The sequence below is a fragment of the Sphingobium sp. ba1 genome, from assembly GCF_000743655.1.
GTDB lineage: Bacteria > Pseudomonadota > Alphaproteobacteria > Sphingomonadales > Sphingomonadaceae > Sphingobium.
Genome location: NZ_JPPQ01000069.1, coordinates 2,129,710 through 2,146,347, shown reverse-complemented (window position 1 = coordinate 2,146,347; position 16,638 = coordinate 2,129,710). Strand labels below are relative to the sequence as shown.

General features: G+C 66.2%; 15 protein-coding genes. 3 read left to right on the top strand and 12 right to left on the bottom strand.

Features of this window, described 5'->3' with window-relative positions:
• Positions 1 to 1,458: CHAT domain-containing protein (locus tag IL54_RS13485; RefSeq protein WP_037478657.1), on the top strand; the 1,458-nt coding region annotated here is incomplete at its 5' end.
• Here IL54_RS13485 and ccoS read toward each other — a convergent pair.
• The 9 genes from ccoS to IL54_RS13440 all read right to left on the bottom strand — a co-directional run bounded on the left by ccoS (position 1,459) and on the right by IL54_RS13440 (position 10,287).
• Entirely contained in the window at positions 1,459 to 1,602 is a 144-nt protein-coding gene (gene ccoS, locus IL54_RS13480) for a cbb3-type cytochrome oxidase assembly protein CcoS (RefSeq protein WP_037476351.1), read from the bottom strand.
• Positions 1,599 to 3,746, bottom strand: coding sequence for a heavy metal translocating P-type ATPase (locus IL54_RS13475; protein WP_037476348.1), 2,148 nt, complete (start codon positions 3,744 to 3,746; stop codon positions 1,599 to 1,601). Before IL54_RS13475 ends, ccoS begins: the two co-directional genes overlap by 4 nt.
• Positions 3,746 to 4,207: a FixH family protein gene (locus IL54_RS13470; protein ID WP_037476346.1), complete on the bottom strand. Its 462-nt coding sequence runs from the start codon at positions 4,205 to 4,207 to the stop codon at positions 3,746 to 3,748. Before IL54_RS13470 ends, IL54_RS13475 begins: the two co-directional genes overlap by 1 nt.
• Positions 4,204 to 5,640, bottom strand: a complete 1,437-nt coding sequence (gene ccoG, locus IL54_RS13465) for a cytochrome c oxidase accessory protein CcoG (RefSeq protein ID WP_037476344.1) — start codon at positions 5,638 to 5,640, stop codon at positions 4,204 to 4,206. Before ccoG ends, IL54_RS13470 begins: the two co-directional genes overlap by 4 nt.
• A 123-nt stretch (positions 5,641 to 5,763) precedes the next feature.
• Complete coding sequence (gene ccoP, locus IL54_RS13460) at positions 5,764 to 6,702, bottom strand: cytochrome-c oxidase, cbb3-type subunit III (protein WP_037476342.1); 939 nt, start codon at positions 6,700 to 6,702, stop codon at positions 5,764 to 5,766.
• A complete protein-coding gene (locus tag IL54_RS13455) occupies positions 6,695 to 6,871 on the bottom strand; it encodes a cbb3-type cytochrome c oxidase subunit 3 (RefSeq protein ID WP_037476340.1) in 177 nt (58 codons plus the stop codon). Before IL54_RS13455 ends, ccoP begins: the two co-directional genes overlap by 8 nt.
• Positions 6,868 to 7,623 carry a cytochrome-c oxidase, cbb3-type subunit II gene (gene ccoO / locus IL54_RS13450; protein ID WP_037476338.1) on the bottom strand — a complete coding sequence of 252 codons (756 nt, stop codon included), beginning with the start codon at positions 7,621 to 7,623 and terminating at the stop codon, positions 6,868 to 6,870. The genes IL54_RS13455 and ccoO overlap by 4 nt, the downstream gene beginning before the upstream one ends.
• 12 nt (positions 7,624 to 7,635) lie before the next feature.
• The gene (gene ccoN / locus IL54_RS13445) at positions 7,636 to 9,297 is read right to left on the bottom strand and encodes a cytochrome-c oxidase, cbb3-type subunit I (protein ID WP_037476336.1); all 1,662 of its coding nucleotides are present in this window, start codon (positions 9,295 to 9,297) and stop codon (positions 7,636 to 7,638) included.
• Positions 9,298 to 9,543: 246 nt separating this feature from the next.
• Positions 9,544 to 10,287 carry a Crp/Fnr family transcriptional regulator gene (locus IL54_RS13440; RefSeq protein ID WP_037476333.1) on the bottom strand — a complete coding sequence of 248 codons (744 nt, stop codon included), beginning with the start codon at positions 10,285 to 10,287 and terminating at the stop codon, positions 9,544 to 9,546.
• A gap of 205 nt (positions 10,288 to 10,492) precedes the next feature.
• Here IL54_RS13440 and IL54_RS13435 point away from each other — a divergent pair, with 205 nt between their 5' ends.
• Positions 10,493 to 12,073 (top strand): ABC-F family ATP-binding cassette domain-containing protein, encoded by a 1,581-nt coding sequence (locus tag IL54_RS13435; RefSeq protein ID WP_037476331.1) that lies wholly within the window; start codon positions 10,493 to 10,495, stop codon positions 12,071 to 12,073.
• Here the strand turns inward: IL54_RS13435 and IL54_RS13430 are convergent.
• From IL54_RS13430 to IL54_RS13420, 3 genes are read right to left on the bottom strand one after another with little or no spacing between them, the layout of a single operon-like run.
• On the bottom strand, positions 12,070 to 13,599 hold the full coding sequence (locus IL54_RS13430; RefSeq protein WP_037476329.1) for a DHA2 family efflux MFS transporter permease subunit: 1,530 nt from the start codon (positions 13,597 to 13,599) through the stop codon (positions 12,070 to 12,072). The genes IL54_RS13435 and IL54_RS13430 overlap by 4 nt on opposite strands.
• 11 nt (positions 13,600 to 13,610) lie before the next feature.
• Positions 13,611 to 14,756, bottom strand: a complete 1,146-nt coding sequence (locus tag IL54_RS13425) for an EmrA/EmrK family multidrug efflux transporter periplasmic adaptor subunit (RefSeq protein WP_037476327.1) — start codon at positions 14,754 to 14,756, stop codon at positions 13,611 to 13,613.
• A complete protein-coding gene (locus IL54_RS13420; RefSeq protein ID WP_037476325.1) occupies positions 14,749 to 16,263 on the bottom strand; it encodes an efflux transporter outer membrane subunit in 1,515 nt (504 codons plus the stop codon). The genes IL54_RS13425 and IL54_RS13420 overlap by 8 nt, the downstream gene beginning before the upstream one ends.
• A gap of 87 nt (positions 16,264 to 16,350) precedes the next feature.
• Between IL54_RS13420 and IL54_RS23055 the strand changes: the two genes are divergently transcribed.
• Positions 16,351 to 16,638 (top strand): TetR/AcrR family transcriptional regulator (locus IL54_RS23055; protein WP_156106301.1); only part of this gene is annotated, 288 nt, incomplete at its 3' end.

Genomic DNA, 16,638 nt, shown 5'->3' with positions numbered 1-16,638 from the left:
CAGGATACGGCGCTGGCGCTCGACGCGATGGCGATCCTGGCGGGGTCGAAGATCGCGCAGGCCAACCGCCTCGTCACCGAAAGGCTGGTCGCCGATCCGACGCTTGGCGAGCGGGTCCGGGCGTTGCAGGACAAGGTGCGCGCGCTGCAGACCGCCGACCGCGCGCTGCTGCGGGCACTGGCAACCGCAGGCGATGTCGCCGCCACCCGCAGCGCGCGCGACCGGCTGGATGCCGAAGTGACCGGCCTGCGCGCCGCGATCAGCCGCGACTATCCCCGCTGGGCCGAGGCGCGCGGCGGGGTGAAGCCCGATCTGGCGCAGGTGCAGGCAGGGCTTGGCAAGGATGAGGCGCTGCTGGCGGTCACGCCCGCCTTTGGTCATGTCTATCTGCTGGCGATCAGCCGCACCGGCGCGCGGGTCGAACGCACGGTGATGAGCCGCGCCGCGATGGTCGCGCTGGTCGATCGGCTGCGCGCGACGATGACGCCGGGCGGCATGGACCTGCCCGCCGCCCATACGCTCTATAGCCAGATCTTCACCCCCGCCATCCGCGAGACCTTGGGCAAGGTGCATGTGCTGCGGATCGTGCCGACCGGTGCCTTCGCCTCCCTGCCCTTCGCACTGTTGCCTGAGCGGCCCGTCGCCGCCGTCGAGCGCGACACGCCCTGGCTGATCCGCCGCTATGCGCTGGCGGTGCAGCCCTCCTTCGCAATGGAGGCGGACAAGCGCCCCATGCAAGTCGCCGCATCCCGCTTCTTGGGCGTCGGCGCGCCCCTGCCCTTTCCAGCGGCGGCCAACGCCACCCCTGCCCCCACGCTGATGGCCGCGAACCAATATTACCGGGGCGGCGCGGCCGATGGCGAAGCGCTCTCGCACCTGCCGCCGCTGCCCGGATCGGCGGACGAAGTACGCGGCGTCGCCAGCCGCTATGGCGCGCAAGGCGCGACCCTGATGCTGGGCGAAGCGGCCAGCGAAAGCGCCCTGCGCGCGCTCGACCTGTCCACCTATGGCGTCATCCTGTTCGCGACGCATGGCCTAGTGAGCGGGCAGATGGAGGGCGTGACCGAGCCCGCCTTGGTCCTCTCGCCCCCCGCCCCCGGCGCGACCGGCGAGGACGGCTTGCTCACCGCGTCCGAAGTCGCCGCGATGCGGATCGGCGCAGACTGGGTGATCCTGTCCGCCTGCAACACGGCGGCGGGCGACAGTGCGCAGGCCCCCGCTTATTCTGGGCTGGCACAGGCCTTCCGCTATGCGGGCGCAGGTTCGCTGCTCGTCTCGCACTGGCCGGTGCGTGACGATGCCAGCGCCTTCGTCACGCTGGAAACGGTGAAGGGGGCGGAGCGTGGCCTGCCCCGCGCGGTGGCGCTGCAACGCGCGATACTGAAACTGATGCGGTCGAACCGCCCCGGCGCGGCGCAGCCTTATATCTGGGCACCCTTCATCCTCGTCGGGCGCTGATCACTCGTCATCGTCGATCAGGATGCGCGCCGCTGCGCCATCGCTATCGTCGAACTGGCCGCTGCCCAATGCCCAGAAAAAGGCGGCGAGGCCAAGCAGGCCGAGCGACAGGGCGATGGGAATGAGGACGGTGAGGCCGGTCATCGCGCCGCGCCCTTGAGCCGCAGCGCATTGGCGATGACGATCAGCGAGCTGGTCGACATGGCGACCGCGGCGACCAGCGGGGTGACATGGCCCGCGATCGCCAGCGGCACGGCAAAGATATTATAGCCGATCGCCAGCGCGAAATTCTGCTTCACCACCCGCACCGTCCGCCGCGCGGCGCGCACGGCCATCGCCACCAGGGCCAGCCGATCGCCCAGGAACACCGCGTCCGCCGCCAGCTGGCTGGCGTCGCTCGCTGAGGCGGGGGCCATGCTGGCATGGCCTGCGGCAAGGGCGGGGCCATCGTTCAGCCCATCGCCGACCATCAACACCCTATGACCCGACGCGCGCAACCGTTCGATCAGCGCCAGCTTGTCCTGCGGGCGCAGATGGCCGATCGCGGTGGTCGCGGTCTGGCGCGCAATCTCGGTCAGGGCTTCTGGCCGGTCGCCGCTGGCGATCAGCGTTTTGAGGCCCATGGCGCGCAGGTCGGCGAGCGTTTCGACCGCGTCGGGCCGCAACGCATCGGTAAAGCGCAGCAGGACGGCACGATCGCCGCGCCGATATTCCGCCGCCAGATCGAACAAGGTGATGAGGCTGCGCGGACGGCCTAGCGCCACCGCCTCATCGCCCAACCGGCCCGTCATCCCCTCGCCCGCCTGCTCGCGCAGGTCGGTCAGCGCCGCCGGGACGATACCCTCGCCTTCCAAAGCCTGGCGCAGCGCAACGCTCAACGGATGGCGGCTCCCCTGCACCAGGGCCAGCACGACGGCGCGGTCCTCCGCCGCCAGTCCCGCCAGATCGCGCGGCACCGGGCGACCGAGCGTCAACGTGCCGGTCTTGTCGAACAACGCCTCGTCCACTTCCGCCAGCCGTTCAAGCGCCGAACCGTCCTTGACCAGCACCCCATGCTTCATCAGCGCGCCGCAAGCAACAATCTGCGCCGCCGGAACCGCCAGCCCCAGCGCGCAGGGGCAGGTGATCAGCAACACGGCGACCGCGATCAGCAGCGATTGATGCGCGCCCGCACCCGCGATCATCCACCCGGCAAAGGATAGCGCCGACAGCAGATGCACGCTCGGCGCATAATAGCGCGCCGCCCGATCAGCGAGGCGGACATAGCGCGACTTGCCCTGCGCCGCTTCCTCCATCAGCCGGGCGATGTCGGCGATCACTGTGTCTGGCCCGGCGGCGGTCACCACGACGCGGATCGGCCCGTCGATATTGAGCGCGCCGGCCTGCACCAAATCGCCCGGACGCACGCGCACCGGCGCGCTCTCCCCGGTCAGGAAAGCGATGTCGATGCCGCTGTCGCCCTCCATCACGCGCCCGTCGGCGGCCAGCCTTTCGCCCGCGGCGACCAGCATCATCATGCCGGGCCGCAGCGCGCTCGCCGCGACCCAACGGCTTTGCCCGCTATCGTCCAGCAGCATCGCACCCGGCGCGGATTGTTTGAGCAGCGCGGCAACACCAGCACGCGCCCGGCCCCGCATCAGGCTGTCGAGGCAGCGCCCGGCGAGCAGGAAGAAGAGCAGCATCACCGCCCCGTCGAACCAGGCATCTTCGCCGCCGATCAGGGTTTCATAGACGCTCATGCCCGTCGTCAGAGCCACGCCGATGCTGATCGGCACGTCCATATTGGTCCGCCCCTGCCGCACCGCCGCCCAGGCCGAGCGGAAGAAGGGCCGCCCCGCATAGGCCACCGTCGGCAACGCGATCAGCGCCGACAGCCAGTGGAACATCTGCCGCGTGCCGCCCTCCGCCCCGGACCAGACCGACACGGACAACAGCATGATGTTCATCGCGGCAAAGCCCGCAACCGCCAGCGCGCGGATGAGCATGCGGTTTTCCGCCGCCGCCACATCGACGCCGGGATCGGCGAGCGGCTCCGCCTCGAAACCCAGCGCGGCGATGGCAGCGCGCAAGTCGGGCGGGCTGAGCGTGGGATCGTGCTGGATGGTGACGCGCTTCGCCGAGAGATTGACCCGTGCCGACGCGATGCCGGGGGTGCGGGCCAGGCCATTCTCGATCTTGCCGATACAGCCCGCGCAATGCATCCCCGGCACCGCGAACAGGCTGATCTGCGTCGTGCCTATGTCCGTTTCGGTGTCCGTTGCGGGCGGGATCAGGGCTTGGCTGGCCATCAGTCGATCTCTTGGACGAAATGATGGTCAGCAGCGGTAAGCGACAACCGCCAGCGCCCGGTAGGCAGCGCGCGATCCGAGCTGTACCGGCCGGGTGAAGCCTCGCGGAACGATAAGGCGATGTCGGGCGCGCGGCCCAGCGGATGTGCGGCGGTAGCGGTGACACCCACGTCCGACAGCGGTGTCCCCACCGCATCGACAAGGCCGACCTGCACCCGTCGTTGCGCATCGATCGCGATCGTTTCGCGCCAGCCCTGCGCCTCCTGCGCCCGCGCCGCCTTTAGCCAGCCGTTGAATTTCTGGCTGGCGACATAGCTGTTGTCGACCACCACCCCGCCAAAGGACCGCACCGCAAGCGTCGCCATCAGCATGTTGACGGCGATGACGACGGCGAAGAAGGCCACTAATATGCCGGTCATATGCCATCCGGTGAAACGGCGGGGGGTGGAGCTACGCATCATTGCGGCCTTTCGAAACGGGCGGGTTCGCTGGCGGTGCCGCCTTCGCGGTCGGTGGCGGTCAGGACGAAGCGGAAATCCTGCCGCTGTGGCCCGGCGGCGGGCACGGCGGCATAGAGGCGCAGCTTGGCCACGCTGTCTGGCGGCACGGTGACGTCCACCGTCGCACGGGCCTGCTCACGCGCCATCGCATCGGTCCATAGCAGCGCGCCGGGCAAGCCTTCGGCCCGCACCGTCATCGGCCGGGGTCGCGTCTCCATATTGCGGATCTTGATGGTATAGGCGTTGCGCACCGCCCCATCGGACAGAGTCACGAAAATGGGGTTGCGGTCCTGCTGCGCCGCGATGTCCAGCCGGGTGCGCGCCCCCAGCGCGAACAGCATCGCCGCGCCAATGCTGCTCCACACTAGCAGATAGGCGATGGTACGCGGTCGCAACAATGTCTTGAGCACCGGGCGTGGCTTAGCCCCCTGCTTCTCCGCATCGGCATCATCCTGCGTACAATAGTCGATCAGCCCGCGTGGCCGCCCGACCTGCGCCATCACCTTGTCGCAGGCATCGATGCACAAGGCGCAGGTGATGCAGCCGATCTGCGGCCCTTCGCGGATGTCGATGCCGGTCGGGCAGACCGCGACGCACTGGTCGCAATCGATGCAGTCGCCAAATTCGCCCGGATGCGCCGCCGCCTTCTTGACGCTGCCGCGCTTTTCGCCGCGCCAGTCCTTGTACGTCACGACCAGCGATTTCTCGTCGAGCATCGCGGTCTGGATGCGTGGCCAGGGGCACATATAGATGCACACCTGTTCGCGCATGAATCCGCCCAGGACGAAGGTCGTCGCGGTCAGCAGCGCGGTGGTGCCATAGGCGACCGGCGCGGCGGTGCCGCTCCAGAACTCCCGCTGCAACGTCGGCGCATCGGCGAAATAGAAGATCCACGCGCCCCCGGTCAGGAAGGCGATGATCAGCCACACGCTCCATTTGACCAGCCGCCGGGCCAGCTTGGATGGGGTCCAGCGGGCCTTGGCCAGCCGCACCTGCGCATTGCGGTCACCATCGATGAAGCGTTCGACATGCTGGAACAGGTCGGTCCACACCGTCTGCGGACAAGCATAGCCGCACCAGGCGCGGCCCACCGCCGACGTCACCAGGAACAGCCCGACACCGGCCATCACGAGCAGCCCGGCGACATAGTAAAATTCATGCGGCCAGATTTCGATGTCGAACATATAGAAGCGGCGATTGGCCATATCGACCAGCACGGCCTGATCCGGCGCATAGGGGCCGCGATCCCAGCGAATCCACGGCGTCACCCAATAGATGCCCAGCGTCACTACCATGATCGCCCATTTCAGGCGGCGGTAAAAACCATCCACCGCCTTGGGAAAGACGCCCTTGCGCTTCTCATAGAGATCGCCCGTGTCGGTCGGCATCAACATGCGCCCAATCCTCCCCGGCACGGGGAGGTGGCTGACCGCAGGTCAGACGGAGGGGGCGGGCAATGCGTCACAAGCCTTGCGCTAAAGGCGCACCCCCTCCCCTTCCAGGCAAGGATCGGGGCTTTATTGGGCCACATTGCCTGCTACTCCATTATCCACCGCAGCCGCGGCTTCCACCAGCGTCGCTTCGCCACCGCCCAGGCTATGGACATAGACGGCCAGCATGCGGATGGTCGCGGGGCTGAGCTTGTCGTCCCAGCGCGGCATCACGCCCTGGCGGCTGTTCCACACGCTCTGGTGGATGGATTCGGTGTCGCCGCCATAGAGCCAGATGCCGTCTGTCAGGTTGGGCGCACCCAGGGCGCGATTGCCCTTGGCATCCGTGCCATGGCAGACCGCGCAATTGTCGGCGAACAGGCCCGCCCCGCGCTGCGCGGCGGCACTGGGCTTATCCTGTCGGCTGGCAACCCGGACATAGGCGACGACATCATCGACCTGCGGGGCGGTGAGCAACTGGTCGCGGCCAAAGGCAGGCATCATCGATACGCGCGTCGCATCGTGTCCCGGATTGCGGATGCCATCGATCAGCGTCTTTTCGATCGTGGCGAGATCGCCACCCCACAGCCAGTCGTCATCGTTGAGGTTGGGATAGCCCTTGCCGCCCGCTGCGCCAGAGCCATGGCACTGGACGCAATGGACCTTGAACGCGGCCCGCCCACCCTCGATCGCGGCCTGCATCAATTGCGGCTGACCCGCCAGTTTCTCGATCGTCGTCGCGGCGATGGCCTGGTGAATGGGCGCCACCTGATCGGCGCGCGCGGCCAGTTCCTGCTCCAGCGCCCCCCGGCTCGACCAGCCGAGCATCCCGCGCGTATAATCGTTGATCATCGGGATCGCCGGATAGGCAATCACATAACCGATCGCGAATAGAATGCTGGCATAGAAGGTCCACAGCCACCAGCGCGGCAGCGGCGTGTCCAGTTCCTGAATGCCGTCCCACTCATGCCCCTTGAACTGGGTGCCGGTGGCGGCGTCGATCTTGGGGTTCTTGTCGTCAGCCATGGTCGGCCTCCGTCTTTTCCGTGTCTGGCTCGAAAATCATCGTGGCCGCGCGCTTGCTGGCATGGCGGCCGTGCGGCAGGAAATGCCAGCCGATGAGGAGGATGTAGGTCAGGGCCATGAAAACGAGGCCCCAGCTATCGGCGAAATGCCGCAAAGCGTCGTAGCTCATCGCGTCCCCTCCTTTGGCTGCGGTTGGCCTTCGAGCGGCTTGGCGGCGTCGACATCGACCAACGTGCCGATCATCTGGAGATAGGCGACCAGCGCATCCATCTCGGTCAGCTTATTCGGATCGCCGTCGAAATCGCGCACCTGCGCCTTGGGATAGCGTTTGACGAGGTCAGTCGTATCGGCATTGGGATCGGCCTGGGCCTGGAGGTCGTCATTGGCCTTTTCCTTGTCCGCATCGCTGTACGGAACCCCGACCCGGCTCAGCGCCGTCAGGTCCGCCGTCATGTCGCCCGCCTTCAGCTCGCGTTCGGCGAGGAAAGGATAGGTCGGCATGATCGATTCCGGCACCACGGCGCGCGGGTCTTTCAAATGCTGGACATGCCATTCGTCGGAATAGCGCCCGCCGACCCGCGCCAGGTCCGGCCCGGTCCGCTTGGATCCCCATTGGAACGGATGGTCGTACATGCTTTCGGCGGCCAGGCTGTAATGGCCATAGCGTTCGGTTTCGTCGCGGAACGGACGGATCATCTGGCTATGGCAGTTGTAGCAGCCTTCGCGGATGTAGATGTTGCGCCCGGCCAGTTCCAGCGGGGTGTAGGGCCGCATCCCCTCCACCTTCTCGACCGTATTGTCGATCCAGAAGAGGGGCGCGATTTCCACGATGCCACCGATGGCGACGACGATCAGGGCGGCAATACCGAGCAGCGATACATTCCGCTCCAGCTTGCCATGGTCGAAGAATTTGGATGCCATGTCGGCGTCTCCTTATACAGGCTGGGCAGCGAGGAGCGGCTTGTCGGCCGCCGGATCGAAGGCGGCGTCGTGCATCGGCTTCTCTTCGCGCAACTTGCTGCCCGCGATGGTCTTGCCGATGTTCCAGGCCATGATGATCGCCCCGGCCAGGTAAAGCAGGCCACCGGCACCGCGGATCAGATACATGGGGAACATGGCGGTCACGACTTCGGAGAAGGCGTAGACCAGATAGCCATCGGCCCCATATTCGCGCCACATCAAGCCCTGCATGATGCCCGCCACCCACATTGACGAGGCGTAGAGAACGATGCCCAGCGTCGCGAGCCAGAAGTGCCAGTTCACCAGCCGCAGCGAATAGAGGCGTTCCCGGCCCCACAGGCGCGGCGTCATATAATAGAGGCAGGCGAAGGTGATCATCCCGTTCCAGCCCAGCGCGCCGGAGTGGACATGGCCGATCGTCCAGTCGGTATAGTGCGACAGGGAATTGACGGCCTTGATCGACATCAGCGGCCCTTCGAAGGTCGACATGCCGTAGAAGGCCAGCGCCATCACCATCATGCGGATGATCGGGTCGGTGCGGATCTTGTCCCAGGCACCGTTGAGCGTCATCAGGCCGTTGATCATCCCGCCCCAGCTCGGCATCCACAGCATGACCGAAAAGACCATGCCCAGCGTCTGCGCCCAGTCGGGCAGCGCGGTATAGTGAAGGTGGTGCGGCCCCGCCCAGATGTAGAGGAAGATCAGCGACCAGAAGTGAATGATCGACAGGCGATAGCTGTAGACCGGCCGTTCGGCCTGTTTGGGCACGAAATAATACATCATGGCCAGGAAGCCGGCGGTCAGGAAGAAGCCCACCGCATTATGGCCATACCACCATTGGGTCAGCGCATCCTGTACCCCGGCAAAGGCGCTGTAGCTCTTGGACCCCAGCAGGCTGACCGGCATCGACAGATTATTGACGATGTGCAGCATGGCGATGGTGATGATGAAGGCGAGGTAGAACCAGTTGGCGACATAGATATGCGGCTCGGAGCGCTTGAGGATCGTCCCGCCGAACACCAGCAGGTAACAGACCCACACGACCGTCAGCCACAGATCGACATACCATTCGGGCTCGGCATATTCCTTGCCCTCGGTAATCCCCATCAGATAGCCGGTCGCAGCGAGCACGATGAACAGCTGATAGCCCCAGAAGACGAAGCGGGCCATGGACGGGAATGCCAGCCGCGCGCGGCAGGTGCGCTGCACCACATAGAAGCTCGTCGCGATCAGCGCGTTGCCGCCAAAGGCGAAGATCACCGCCGATGTATGCAGCGGCCGCATACGACCGAAGCTGGTATATTCCAGCCCAAGGTTGAGCGCGGGAAAGGCCAGCTGAAATGCGATGACCAGCCCGACGAGAAAACCCGCCAGACCCCAGAACACGGTCGCGATCACGCCCCAGCGGACCGGGTCATCATCATATTTGCCCTGGTCGGCTGGCATTTTCAGCATGCCGCGCGCCAACCCCGCATAATCCGCGCCGCGCATCGTCAGGATCGCCAGCAGCAATCCGACTGCGCAGACGATCCCCATATGAACGGCAAACCCGCTGTCCACCGCGCCCAGCATCGCCGCGAAGGCGGCCAGCGCGAGCGCGAACCAGCTGCCCGTCCTCATTACCAATCGGTCCATGATATTCCCCGTCAAAGGCTCGGCGGTCCCTCTGTTCGACAGGCCGCCCCCATGCATTGACCTCTGTCAAACCGCCGGGCGCGGGTCTTTACGGGATAGTGCGTAGAGAGGTACGAGAGGGTCTGGCGCGACGACCGCGACACTTAAAGCCCCTCCCCTTCAGGTTCAAACGAAGCACGTGACTCGATTGAAGGGTTGGGGTGGGGGCGTGCGGCGAAATACTACGAAGCCCCCCAAACCTTAACCTCAGACCCCTTCCGCCAACGCCTCCAGCGCCGCGCCATCGACCAGCCGCACGCCGCGTCGCCCGACCAGCGCGATGATCCCGCGCCGCTTGAAATCGCTCATTTGTCGCGACACGGTTTCGATCGTCGTGCCCAGAATATCGGCAATCTGCTGGCGTGAGAGCGGCAGCTCGATCGTCCCCGTCGGGTCGGCCTGCAACCGCCGCGCCATGTCGAGCAGGAAGGTCGCCACCTTCTCCCGCGCGGTCTTGCGACCGAGCAGCAGCATCCAGTCGCGGGTCCGGTCGAGATCGTCGAGCGTGCGCTGGAGCAACCGATGCTGCAAGTCGCCATGGTCGCGCGCGAATCCATCGAAGCGCCCTCGCGGAAACAGGCACAGCCGCGCGTCTGTCAATGCGGTGACGCTATGGGGCGTGCGCGCGCCAAAGGGGCGACCGATAAAGTCGGACGCATAGACCACGCCGACGATCTGTTCGCGCCCGTCGCCGGTCGAAGTCGCCAGTTTGAGCGTCCCTTCGATGACATTGGCGACGACCATGCTCTCGTCCCCCTCCCACATCACCGTCTGCCCGGCATGCAGCGTCACCCGCCGCCCGATCCGGCTGAGCGCATCGCGATCCGTCTCCGACAAGTCGGCACAAATCGCCCGATCACGCACCCCGCACTGGTCGCAGGACTGGGGTGCGGAGGCGCGCGTCATCAGCGGAAGGGCACCATTTTGCGCCCCGTCAAATTGCATGTCCATGTCCGCTGCATGACGCGACGGCGGACACCGACCTATGCGTAAATATCCCTAGCTCCGTAAGAATGCGAGGGATTGGCGTGCCGCAGCCTATCTTGCCAACCGATGCCTTAGCCTCTACATTTTCTATTCATCTTAAAAGGAACCCCCATGGACATCGCCCTGACTGCTTAGCCCACCCGCTCTGCCTTCAGGAAAGCCTGTGTCCATGCCTGCCATTACCCTTTCGACCCTTGGATGGTCCGCGCCCGACGGTACTGCTGTCCTTGCCGGTCTCGATTTCCGCTTTGCCCCCGAACGTATCGGCCTGATCGGTCGCAATGGCGTCGGCAAGTCCAGTCTGCTCGCGCTGATCGCCGGGGAATGCACCCCGACGCACGGCCATGTCACGATCGACGGACGTATTGCCGTGCTGCGCCAGAATCTTGAACCAGCGCCGGGCGCGACCATTGCCGACCTGTTCGACGCGCGCGAAGCTTTGGCGGTGATCGACCGGGCGGAGGTGGGCAGCGCGACGCTTGATGAACTGGATGCGTGTGACTGGACGCTGCCCGCGCGCCTCGCCGATGCGCTGGCGGACGTGGCGCTGAGCGCTGATCCGGCAACGCTGCTTACGACTCTGTCGGGGGGCCAGCGCACCCGTGCCGCGCTCGCCGCCGCGCTCTTTACCCAGCCCGATTTCCTGCTGCTGGACGAGCCGACCAATCATCTGGATGCCGAGGGGCGCGAGGCCGTAATCGCCCTGCTCGCGCGCTGGCGCGGCGGCGCGATCGTCGTCAGCCATGACCGCGCACTGCTGGAGACGATGGACGCCATTGCGGAGCTGACCACGCTCGGCATCGCCCGCTATGGCGGCAATTGGTCCGCCTACACGACGCGCAAGGCGATCGAACTGGCCGCCGCGCATCATGATCTCGACCATGCCGAAAAGCAGGCGGCGGCCCTGTCGCGCAAGACCCAGCAGCTGACCGAGCGCAAGCAGCGGCGCGATGGCGCAGGCAAGCGCGACGCGGCCAAGGGCGGGATGCCCCGCATCCTGCTGGGCCAGCGCAAGCAGCAGGCCGAACAATCGGGCGGCGATGCCGTGCGCCGTGCCGGGCAGCAACAGGGCGAAGCGCGGCAGGCGATCGACGCGGCGCGCGCGCGGATCGAGATATTGGAGCCGATCCGCATCGCCCTGCCCTCCGCCAACGTCGCGCCGGGTCGCATCATCCTGACGCTCGACGCGGTGACGGCGGGCCATGCGCCGGACTGCCCGGTCCTGCGCGACGTCAGCCTGACAATCAGCGGGCCGGAGCGGGTGGCGATCACCGGGGCGAACGGGTCGGGCAAATCGACGCTGCTGCGCCTGATCGCGGGTGATCTGTCGCCGATGGCAGGCCGGGTTCACCGCCCTGTCGATTGCGCGCTGCTCGATCAGGACGTTGCGCTGCTCGATCCGGCACGCAGTATCGCCGACAATTTTGCGCGGCTGCACCCCGGCACGACCCGCAACGCAGTCCATGCCGCGCTGGCCCGCTTCCGGTTCCGCGCCGACCTGGCGTTGCAACAGGTGGGGACGCTGAGCGGCGGGCAGCGATTGCGCGCCGGCCTCGCCTGCGTGCTGGGCGGGGCCGCGCCGCCGCCCCTGTTGTTGCTGGACGAGCCGACCAATCATCTTGACCTCGATTCGATCGCCGCGATCGAACAGGGGTTGAACGCCTATGACGGCGCGCTGCTGGTGGTCAGCCATGACGCGGCGTTTCTGGATGCGATCGGCATCACCCGGCGGATCGCCCTCCCGCTTTAGTGCGCGGCGGACGTATCCACGGGTCCAGTCGGCTTGGGCGCGAGCCAGACGATCGCCGTCGCGAGGAACAGGACAAGCGCCGACAGGAAGAAGACATGATCCACCGCGATCGCCAACGCCTCCTGATCGACCAGATTGGAGATGACTTGGCGCGCTTGCTCGAAGGACATGCCCATGGCGCTGAGTTGCGCCTGCGTATCGGCCGGTTGCAACGTGCCCGCCATCTCGCTGCGCGACACGCGCTGCCCATTGCCCCAGCCGGTCAGCACCAGCGAGGTCGCGATCGCCAGCGCCATCGTTCGCAGGAAATTCTGCAGCCCTGCCGCCGACGCCGTTTCGTCGGGCCGCACCGATCCCAGGGTCAACGTGGTCAGCGGGATCATGAAGAAGGGCATGGCAAAGCCCTGGATGAATTGCGGGGCGGCCATCGACCAGAAATCGATCGAGCTGGTCCAGTGCGCCCGCCACAAAGTCATCAGCCCCAGCCAGAAGAGCGCGCCCGAAATCATGATACGCGGATCGACCCGCCCCGTCATCCGCGCGGCGATCGGCGCGGCCATCAGGGCCGCCACCGCCGTCATGGCGGTCAATATGCCTGCATCTGTGGCGGTGTAACCCATCGACGTTTGCAGCCATTGCGGGATGACGACGATGCCCGCGAAATAGGCGCCAAAGCCCAGCGCCAGCGAAAAGACGCCCGATGTGAAGCCGATATGGCGGAATATCCGCAGATCGACGATCGGATGCTCCTCGGTCAATTCCCAGATGATGAAGGCGGCAAAGCCGATCACGGCCAGGATCGCCAGGATGACGATCAGCGGATCGCCGAACCAGTCATGGTCGCGGCCGATGTCGAGCATGATTTGCAGGCAACCGATCCAGAAGACCAGCAGGAACAGGCCCATCCGGTCGATCGGCACGCGCGCCGTGTCGGTTTCCACCGGGCGCAGCAGCGCCATCGCCGCGACCACGCACAGGATCGCGATCGGCACGTTGATGAAGAAGATCCAGTGCCAGCTCCAATTGTCGCTGATATAGCCGCCGATGATCGGCCCCATTGCCGGGCCGAGCAGCGTGGTCATCGCCCATAGCCCCATCGCCCGCGCGCGTTGGTCGGGCGGAAAGATGCGTAGCAACAGCGTCTGCGACATCGGCATGATCGGCCCGCCACACAGCCCCTGACCAATGCGGCACGCCACCAGCATGGTGAGCGACATCGACAGGCCGCACAGCACCGAGAAGATGCCGAAGCCGATCATCGCCCAGATGAACATCTTCACCACCCCGAACCGCTGAGCCAGCCAGCCGGTCAAGGGCACGCAGATGGCTTCGGCCACCGCATAGGAGGTGATGATCCACGTCCCCTGGTCGGGCGTGATGCCCAGATTGCCCGCTATGTGCGGCACCGAAACGTTGGCGATGGTCAGATCGAGCACGACCATGAAATTGCTGAGCGCCAGCACCAGCCCGGCGAGCGTGCGCTGGCGCGGCGTCAGCCGGGAAAAGATGCTGTCCTCGTCGCTCACCTGCCGACCCTTCAGTGACCGGAAAGGTCGATCTCGACCTCCGTGGAGAGGCCGACGCGCAAGGGGTGCGCCGCCAGTTCCTTGGGGTCGAGCGCAATGCGGACAGGCAGCCGCTGCACCACCTTGATCCAGTTGCCGGTCGCGTTCTGCGCCGGGATCAGCGAGAGCGACGCACCGGTGCCACCGGAAAAGCCGACGACCTTGCCATGATAGACGACGTCGCCGCCGTAAATATCAGCGGTCACCTTGGCGGGCATCCCGACCTTCACCTTGCCCAGTTGCCGTTCCTTGAAGTTGGCGTCGACATAGACTTGCGCCAATGGGACGATCGTCATGATCGGGCTGCCCTGGGCGACGCGCTGGCCGACCTGCACCTGCCGCTTGGTCACGACACCGTCGATCGGCGCGCGGATGGTCGTGCGTTCTAGATCGAGTTTCGCCGCATCGAGCTTCGCCTGCGCCGCCATCACCGCTGGGTCGGTATCGACCTGCGATCCGCGCACCAGTGCATCATTGGCGGCGAGTTGCCCGCTTGCCGCGCTGCGCGTCGCTTGCGCCGTGGTCACGCTGGCGCGCGCGACATCAAGCGCGGCGCGGGCGGCGGCAAAGGCCGTGCGCGCGCTCGTCACTTCGTCGCCCGATACGGCACCATCGCCAACCAGCGCTTCACGCCGTTGCAGATCGACCCGCGCCTTTTCAACGTCGGCCTGCGCGCTGGCGAGTTGCGCCCGTGCCTGGACAATGTCCGCGCCGCGCGCATCGACCTGCGCCGAGAGCGCGCCGCTGGTGGCCGACGTCTGGCGGAAGCGGCGCTGCGCTTCGGCCAGGTCCGCCTGTGCCTGCGCGATCGCGATGCGGGCGTTGGTGGGATCGAGCTTCACCAATATGTCGCCACGCTTGACCGCCTGCGTATCGCTGACCAGTACCTCGATCGCCTGGGCGGAAATGAGCGGGGTTACCTGCGCCATTTCGGCATTCACATAGGCATTGTCGGTGCTGACATGGTTGCGGCCAACCAGGACATACCAGGCCGTCCAGAGGAGGCCAGCGATGACCACCGCGAGCGCCAGCCGGGCCAGCCAGGTCTTGCGGGCGCTGCTGCGATCGGCCTGGGGTTCATCGGTCGGGGCGGTAAGTTCGGGAGTGGCGTCAGCCATGGGGTGCGTCCTTGGACAGGGCGGCGTCAGGGGCGAAACCACCACCCAGCGCGCGGATCAGGGCAATATCGAGCGAAAAGGCGCTTGCCTCCAGCCCGGAAACGGTACGCTGCGCGGCGAGGAGTTGATCCTCGACATTCAGCACATCCAGATAGGTGGACAGGCCGCCATCATAGCGTTTCTTGGCGATGCCATAGGCGTCCTGCGACGCGGCCACCGCCGCACGGGCATCGACCAGGCGCGCGTCCAGCGTGCGGCGGCTGGTGACGGCGTCCGCCACCTCCTGATAGGCCGTCAGCACGGCCTTATCATAGCTCGCCACCGCTTCGTCATAGGTCGCGCGCGCACCGCGATACTGGCCCTGCAGCGCGCCACCGTGGAAGATCGGCAGGCTGATCGCCGGCCCGGCATTGCCGAAGATCGAGTCTTTCTGGAACAGATTATTGGTGAAGGGCTGGGCCGATCCGATCGCGCCGCCATTGGCGAAGACGGTGTTATAGCCAAGCGACTGCAGGCCGATCAGGGCGCTCAGGCGCACGGCGGGGAAGAAATCGGCGCGCGCGACCTTGATCCGCTTGGCCGCCGCCTCGGTACGGGCGAGGGCAGCCGCGATGTCGGGGCGGCGCGCGACCAGATTGGTGGTGACGTCGGCGGGCCGCCCAAGCGGGGCCAGCGCGCCGGGCGTGGGCCGCGTAATCGCCGCGCCGCGATCGGGCCCCGCGCCGATCAGCGCTGCGATCTGATGCTGGCGCAGTTCGATCGCCATGCGCGCACCGGCCAATTGAGCGCGCGCGGACGCGACCATGGCGTCAGCCTGCCGCACGCTGCCGCGCGTTTCCAGCCCATTTTGCCGCCGATCCGCAACCAGCTTCTGGCTGGCCGTGCGGATGGCGAGCGTGCGCTCCTGAATGTCCGCCTCGTCATAGAGCCGGGCAAGGTCGGCATAGGCGTCGGCAACGCCCGTGGTCAGCGCCAATTGCGCCTGCTGCGCGTCGAGTTTTGCCGCGCGCGCCTGCGACGTAGCCGCCGCCAGCGCCGCGCGGTTCTTGCCCCACAGGTCGAGGTCAAGCCCCAGGTCCAGCGCCAGCCGTCCGGTTCCGAGCCAGCCCTGCGGCACGAACTCCTTGGGCATGCCCATATTATAGCTTTGCTTGGTGGCGGCCGCGCTGGCGTCGAGATTGGCGGAAGGCAGCAATGCCGCGCCGGACTGTTGCGCCAAAGCCTGCGCCTGGCGGAAACGCGCGGCGGCGATCGCCATGTCGGGCGCGTTGCGCAAGCCTTCCTCGATCAGTGCGGTGAGTTGCGGATCACCATAGGCGCGCCACCAGTCCGTAGCGGGCCATGCCGCCTGCGGTGCGGCCAGGCTCTGCTGCGCGGCGATCGTGTCCGCCGCGCGAATTTCGGGCTTGGTGCCAAGGTCAGGGACCGCCGCGCACCCCGCCAGCAACGACATCATCGTCGCCAGGACCAGCGGACGAACGGGCGGGGAAAGGCGACTCACCGACATAAAAACCGTACCATCTAGTATGAAAAATGCATCTGGCGTCGCGACACCCGCTTGTCAAGATTTTATCATACTCTATGGTACGGTTTCATGACAGGCGCTTCCAACACTCCCCCCACCAGCCGAAGGGAAGCACGCCGTCTGGACCGGCGCGATACCATATTGACCGTGGCCAAGGCCTATTTCCTGGAACATGGCTATGCCGGGACGACCATGTCGGGCATCGCAGCAGCGCTGGGCGGGTCCAAGGGCACTTTGTGGAATCACTTCCCTTCAAAGGAAGACTTATTTTCGGCGGTCCTCGATCGGGTAGCTACCGCCTATCGCGCGCAACTGTCGCAAATCCTCGACCCGTGCGGCGTGCTGGAACCCACTTTG

Coding starts and splice junctions, on each gene's coding strand:
- IL54_RS13475 (WP_037476348.1), bottom strand. CDS start 3,746: ATGGCCAGCCAAGCCCTGATCCCGCCCGCAACGGACACCGAAACGGAC.
- ccoO (WP_037476338.1), bottom strand. CDS start 7,623: ATGGCATCCAAATTCTTCGACCATGGCAAGCTGGAGCGGAATGTATCG.
- IL54_RS13455 (WP_037476340.1), bottom strand. CDS start 6,871: ATGAGCTACGACGCTTTGCGGCATTTCGCCGATAGCTGGGGCCTCGTT.
- IL54_RS13435 (WP_037476331.1), top strand. CDS start 10,493: ATGCCTGCCATTACCCTTTCGACCCTTGGATGGTCCGCGCCCGACGGT.
- ccoN (WP_037476336.1), bottom strand. CDS start 9,297: ATGGACCGATTGGTAATGAGGACGGGCAGCTGGTTCGCGCTCGCGCTG.
- IL54_RS13440 (WP_037476333.1), bottom strand. CDS start 10,287: ATGGACATGCAATTTGACGGGGCGCAAAATGGTGCCCTTCCGCTGATG.
- ccoG (WP_037476344.1), bottom strand. CDS start 5,640: ATGTTGATGCCGACCGACACGGGCGATCTCTATGAGAAGCGCAAGGGC.
- IL54_RS13470 (WP_037476346.1), bottom strand. CDS start 4,207: ATGATGCGTAGCTCCACCCCCCGCCGTTTCACCGGATGGCATATGACC.
- IL54_RS13420 (WP_037476325.1), bottom strand. CDS start 16,263: ATGTCGGTGAGTCGCCTTTCCCCGCCCGTTCGTCCGCTGGTCCTGGCG.
- ccoS (WP_037476351.1), bottom strand. CDS start 1,602: ATGACCGGCCTCACCGTCCTCATTCCCATCGCCCTGTCGCTCGGCCTG.
- IL54_RS13425 (WP_037476327.1), bottom strand. CDS start 14,756: ATGGCTGACGCCACTCCCGAACTTACCGCCCCGACCGATGAACCCCAG.
- ccoP (WP_037476342.1), bottom strand. CDS start 6,702: ATGGCTGACGACAAGAACCCCAAGATCGACGCCGCCACCGGCACCCAG.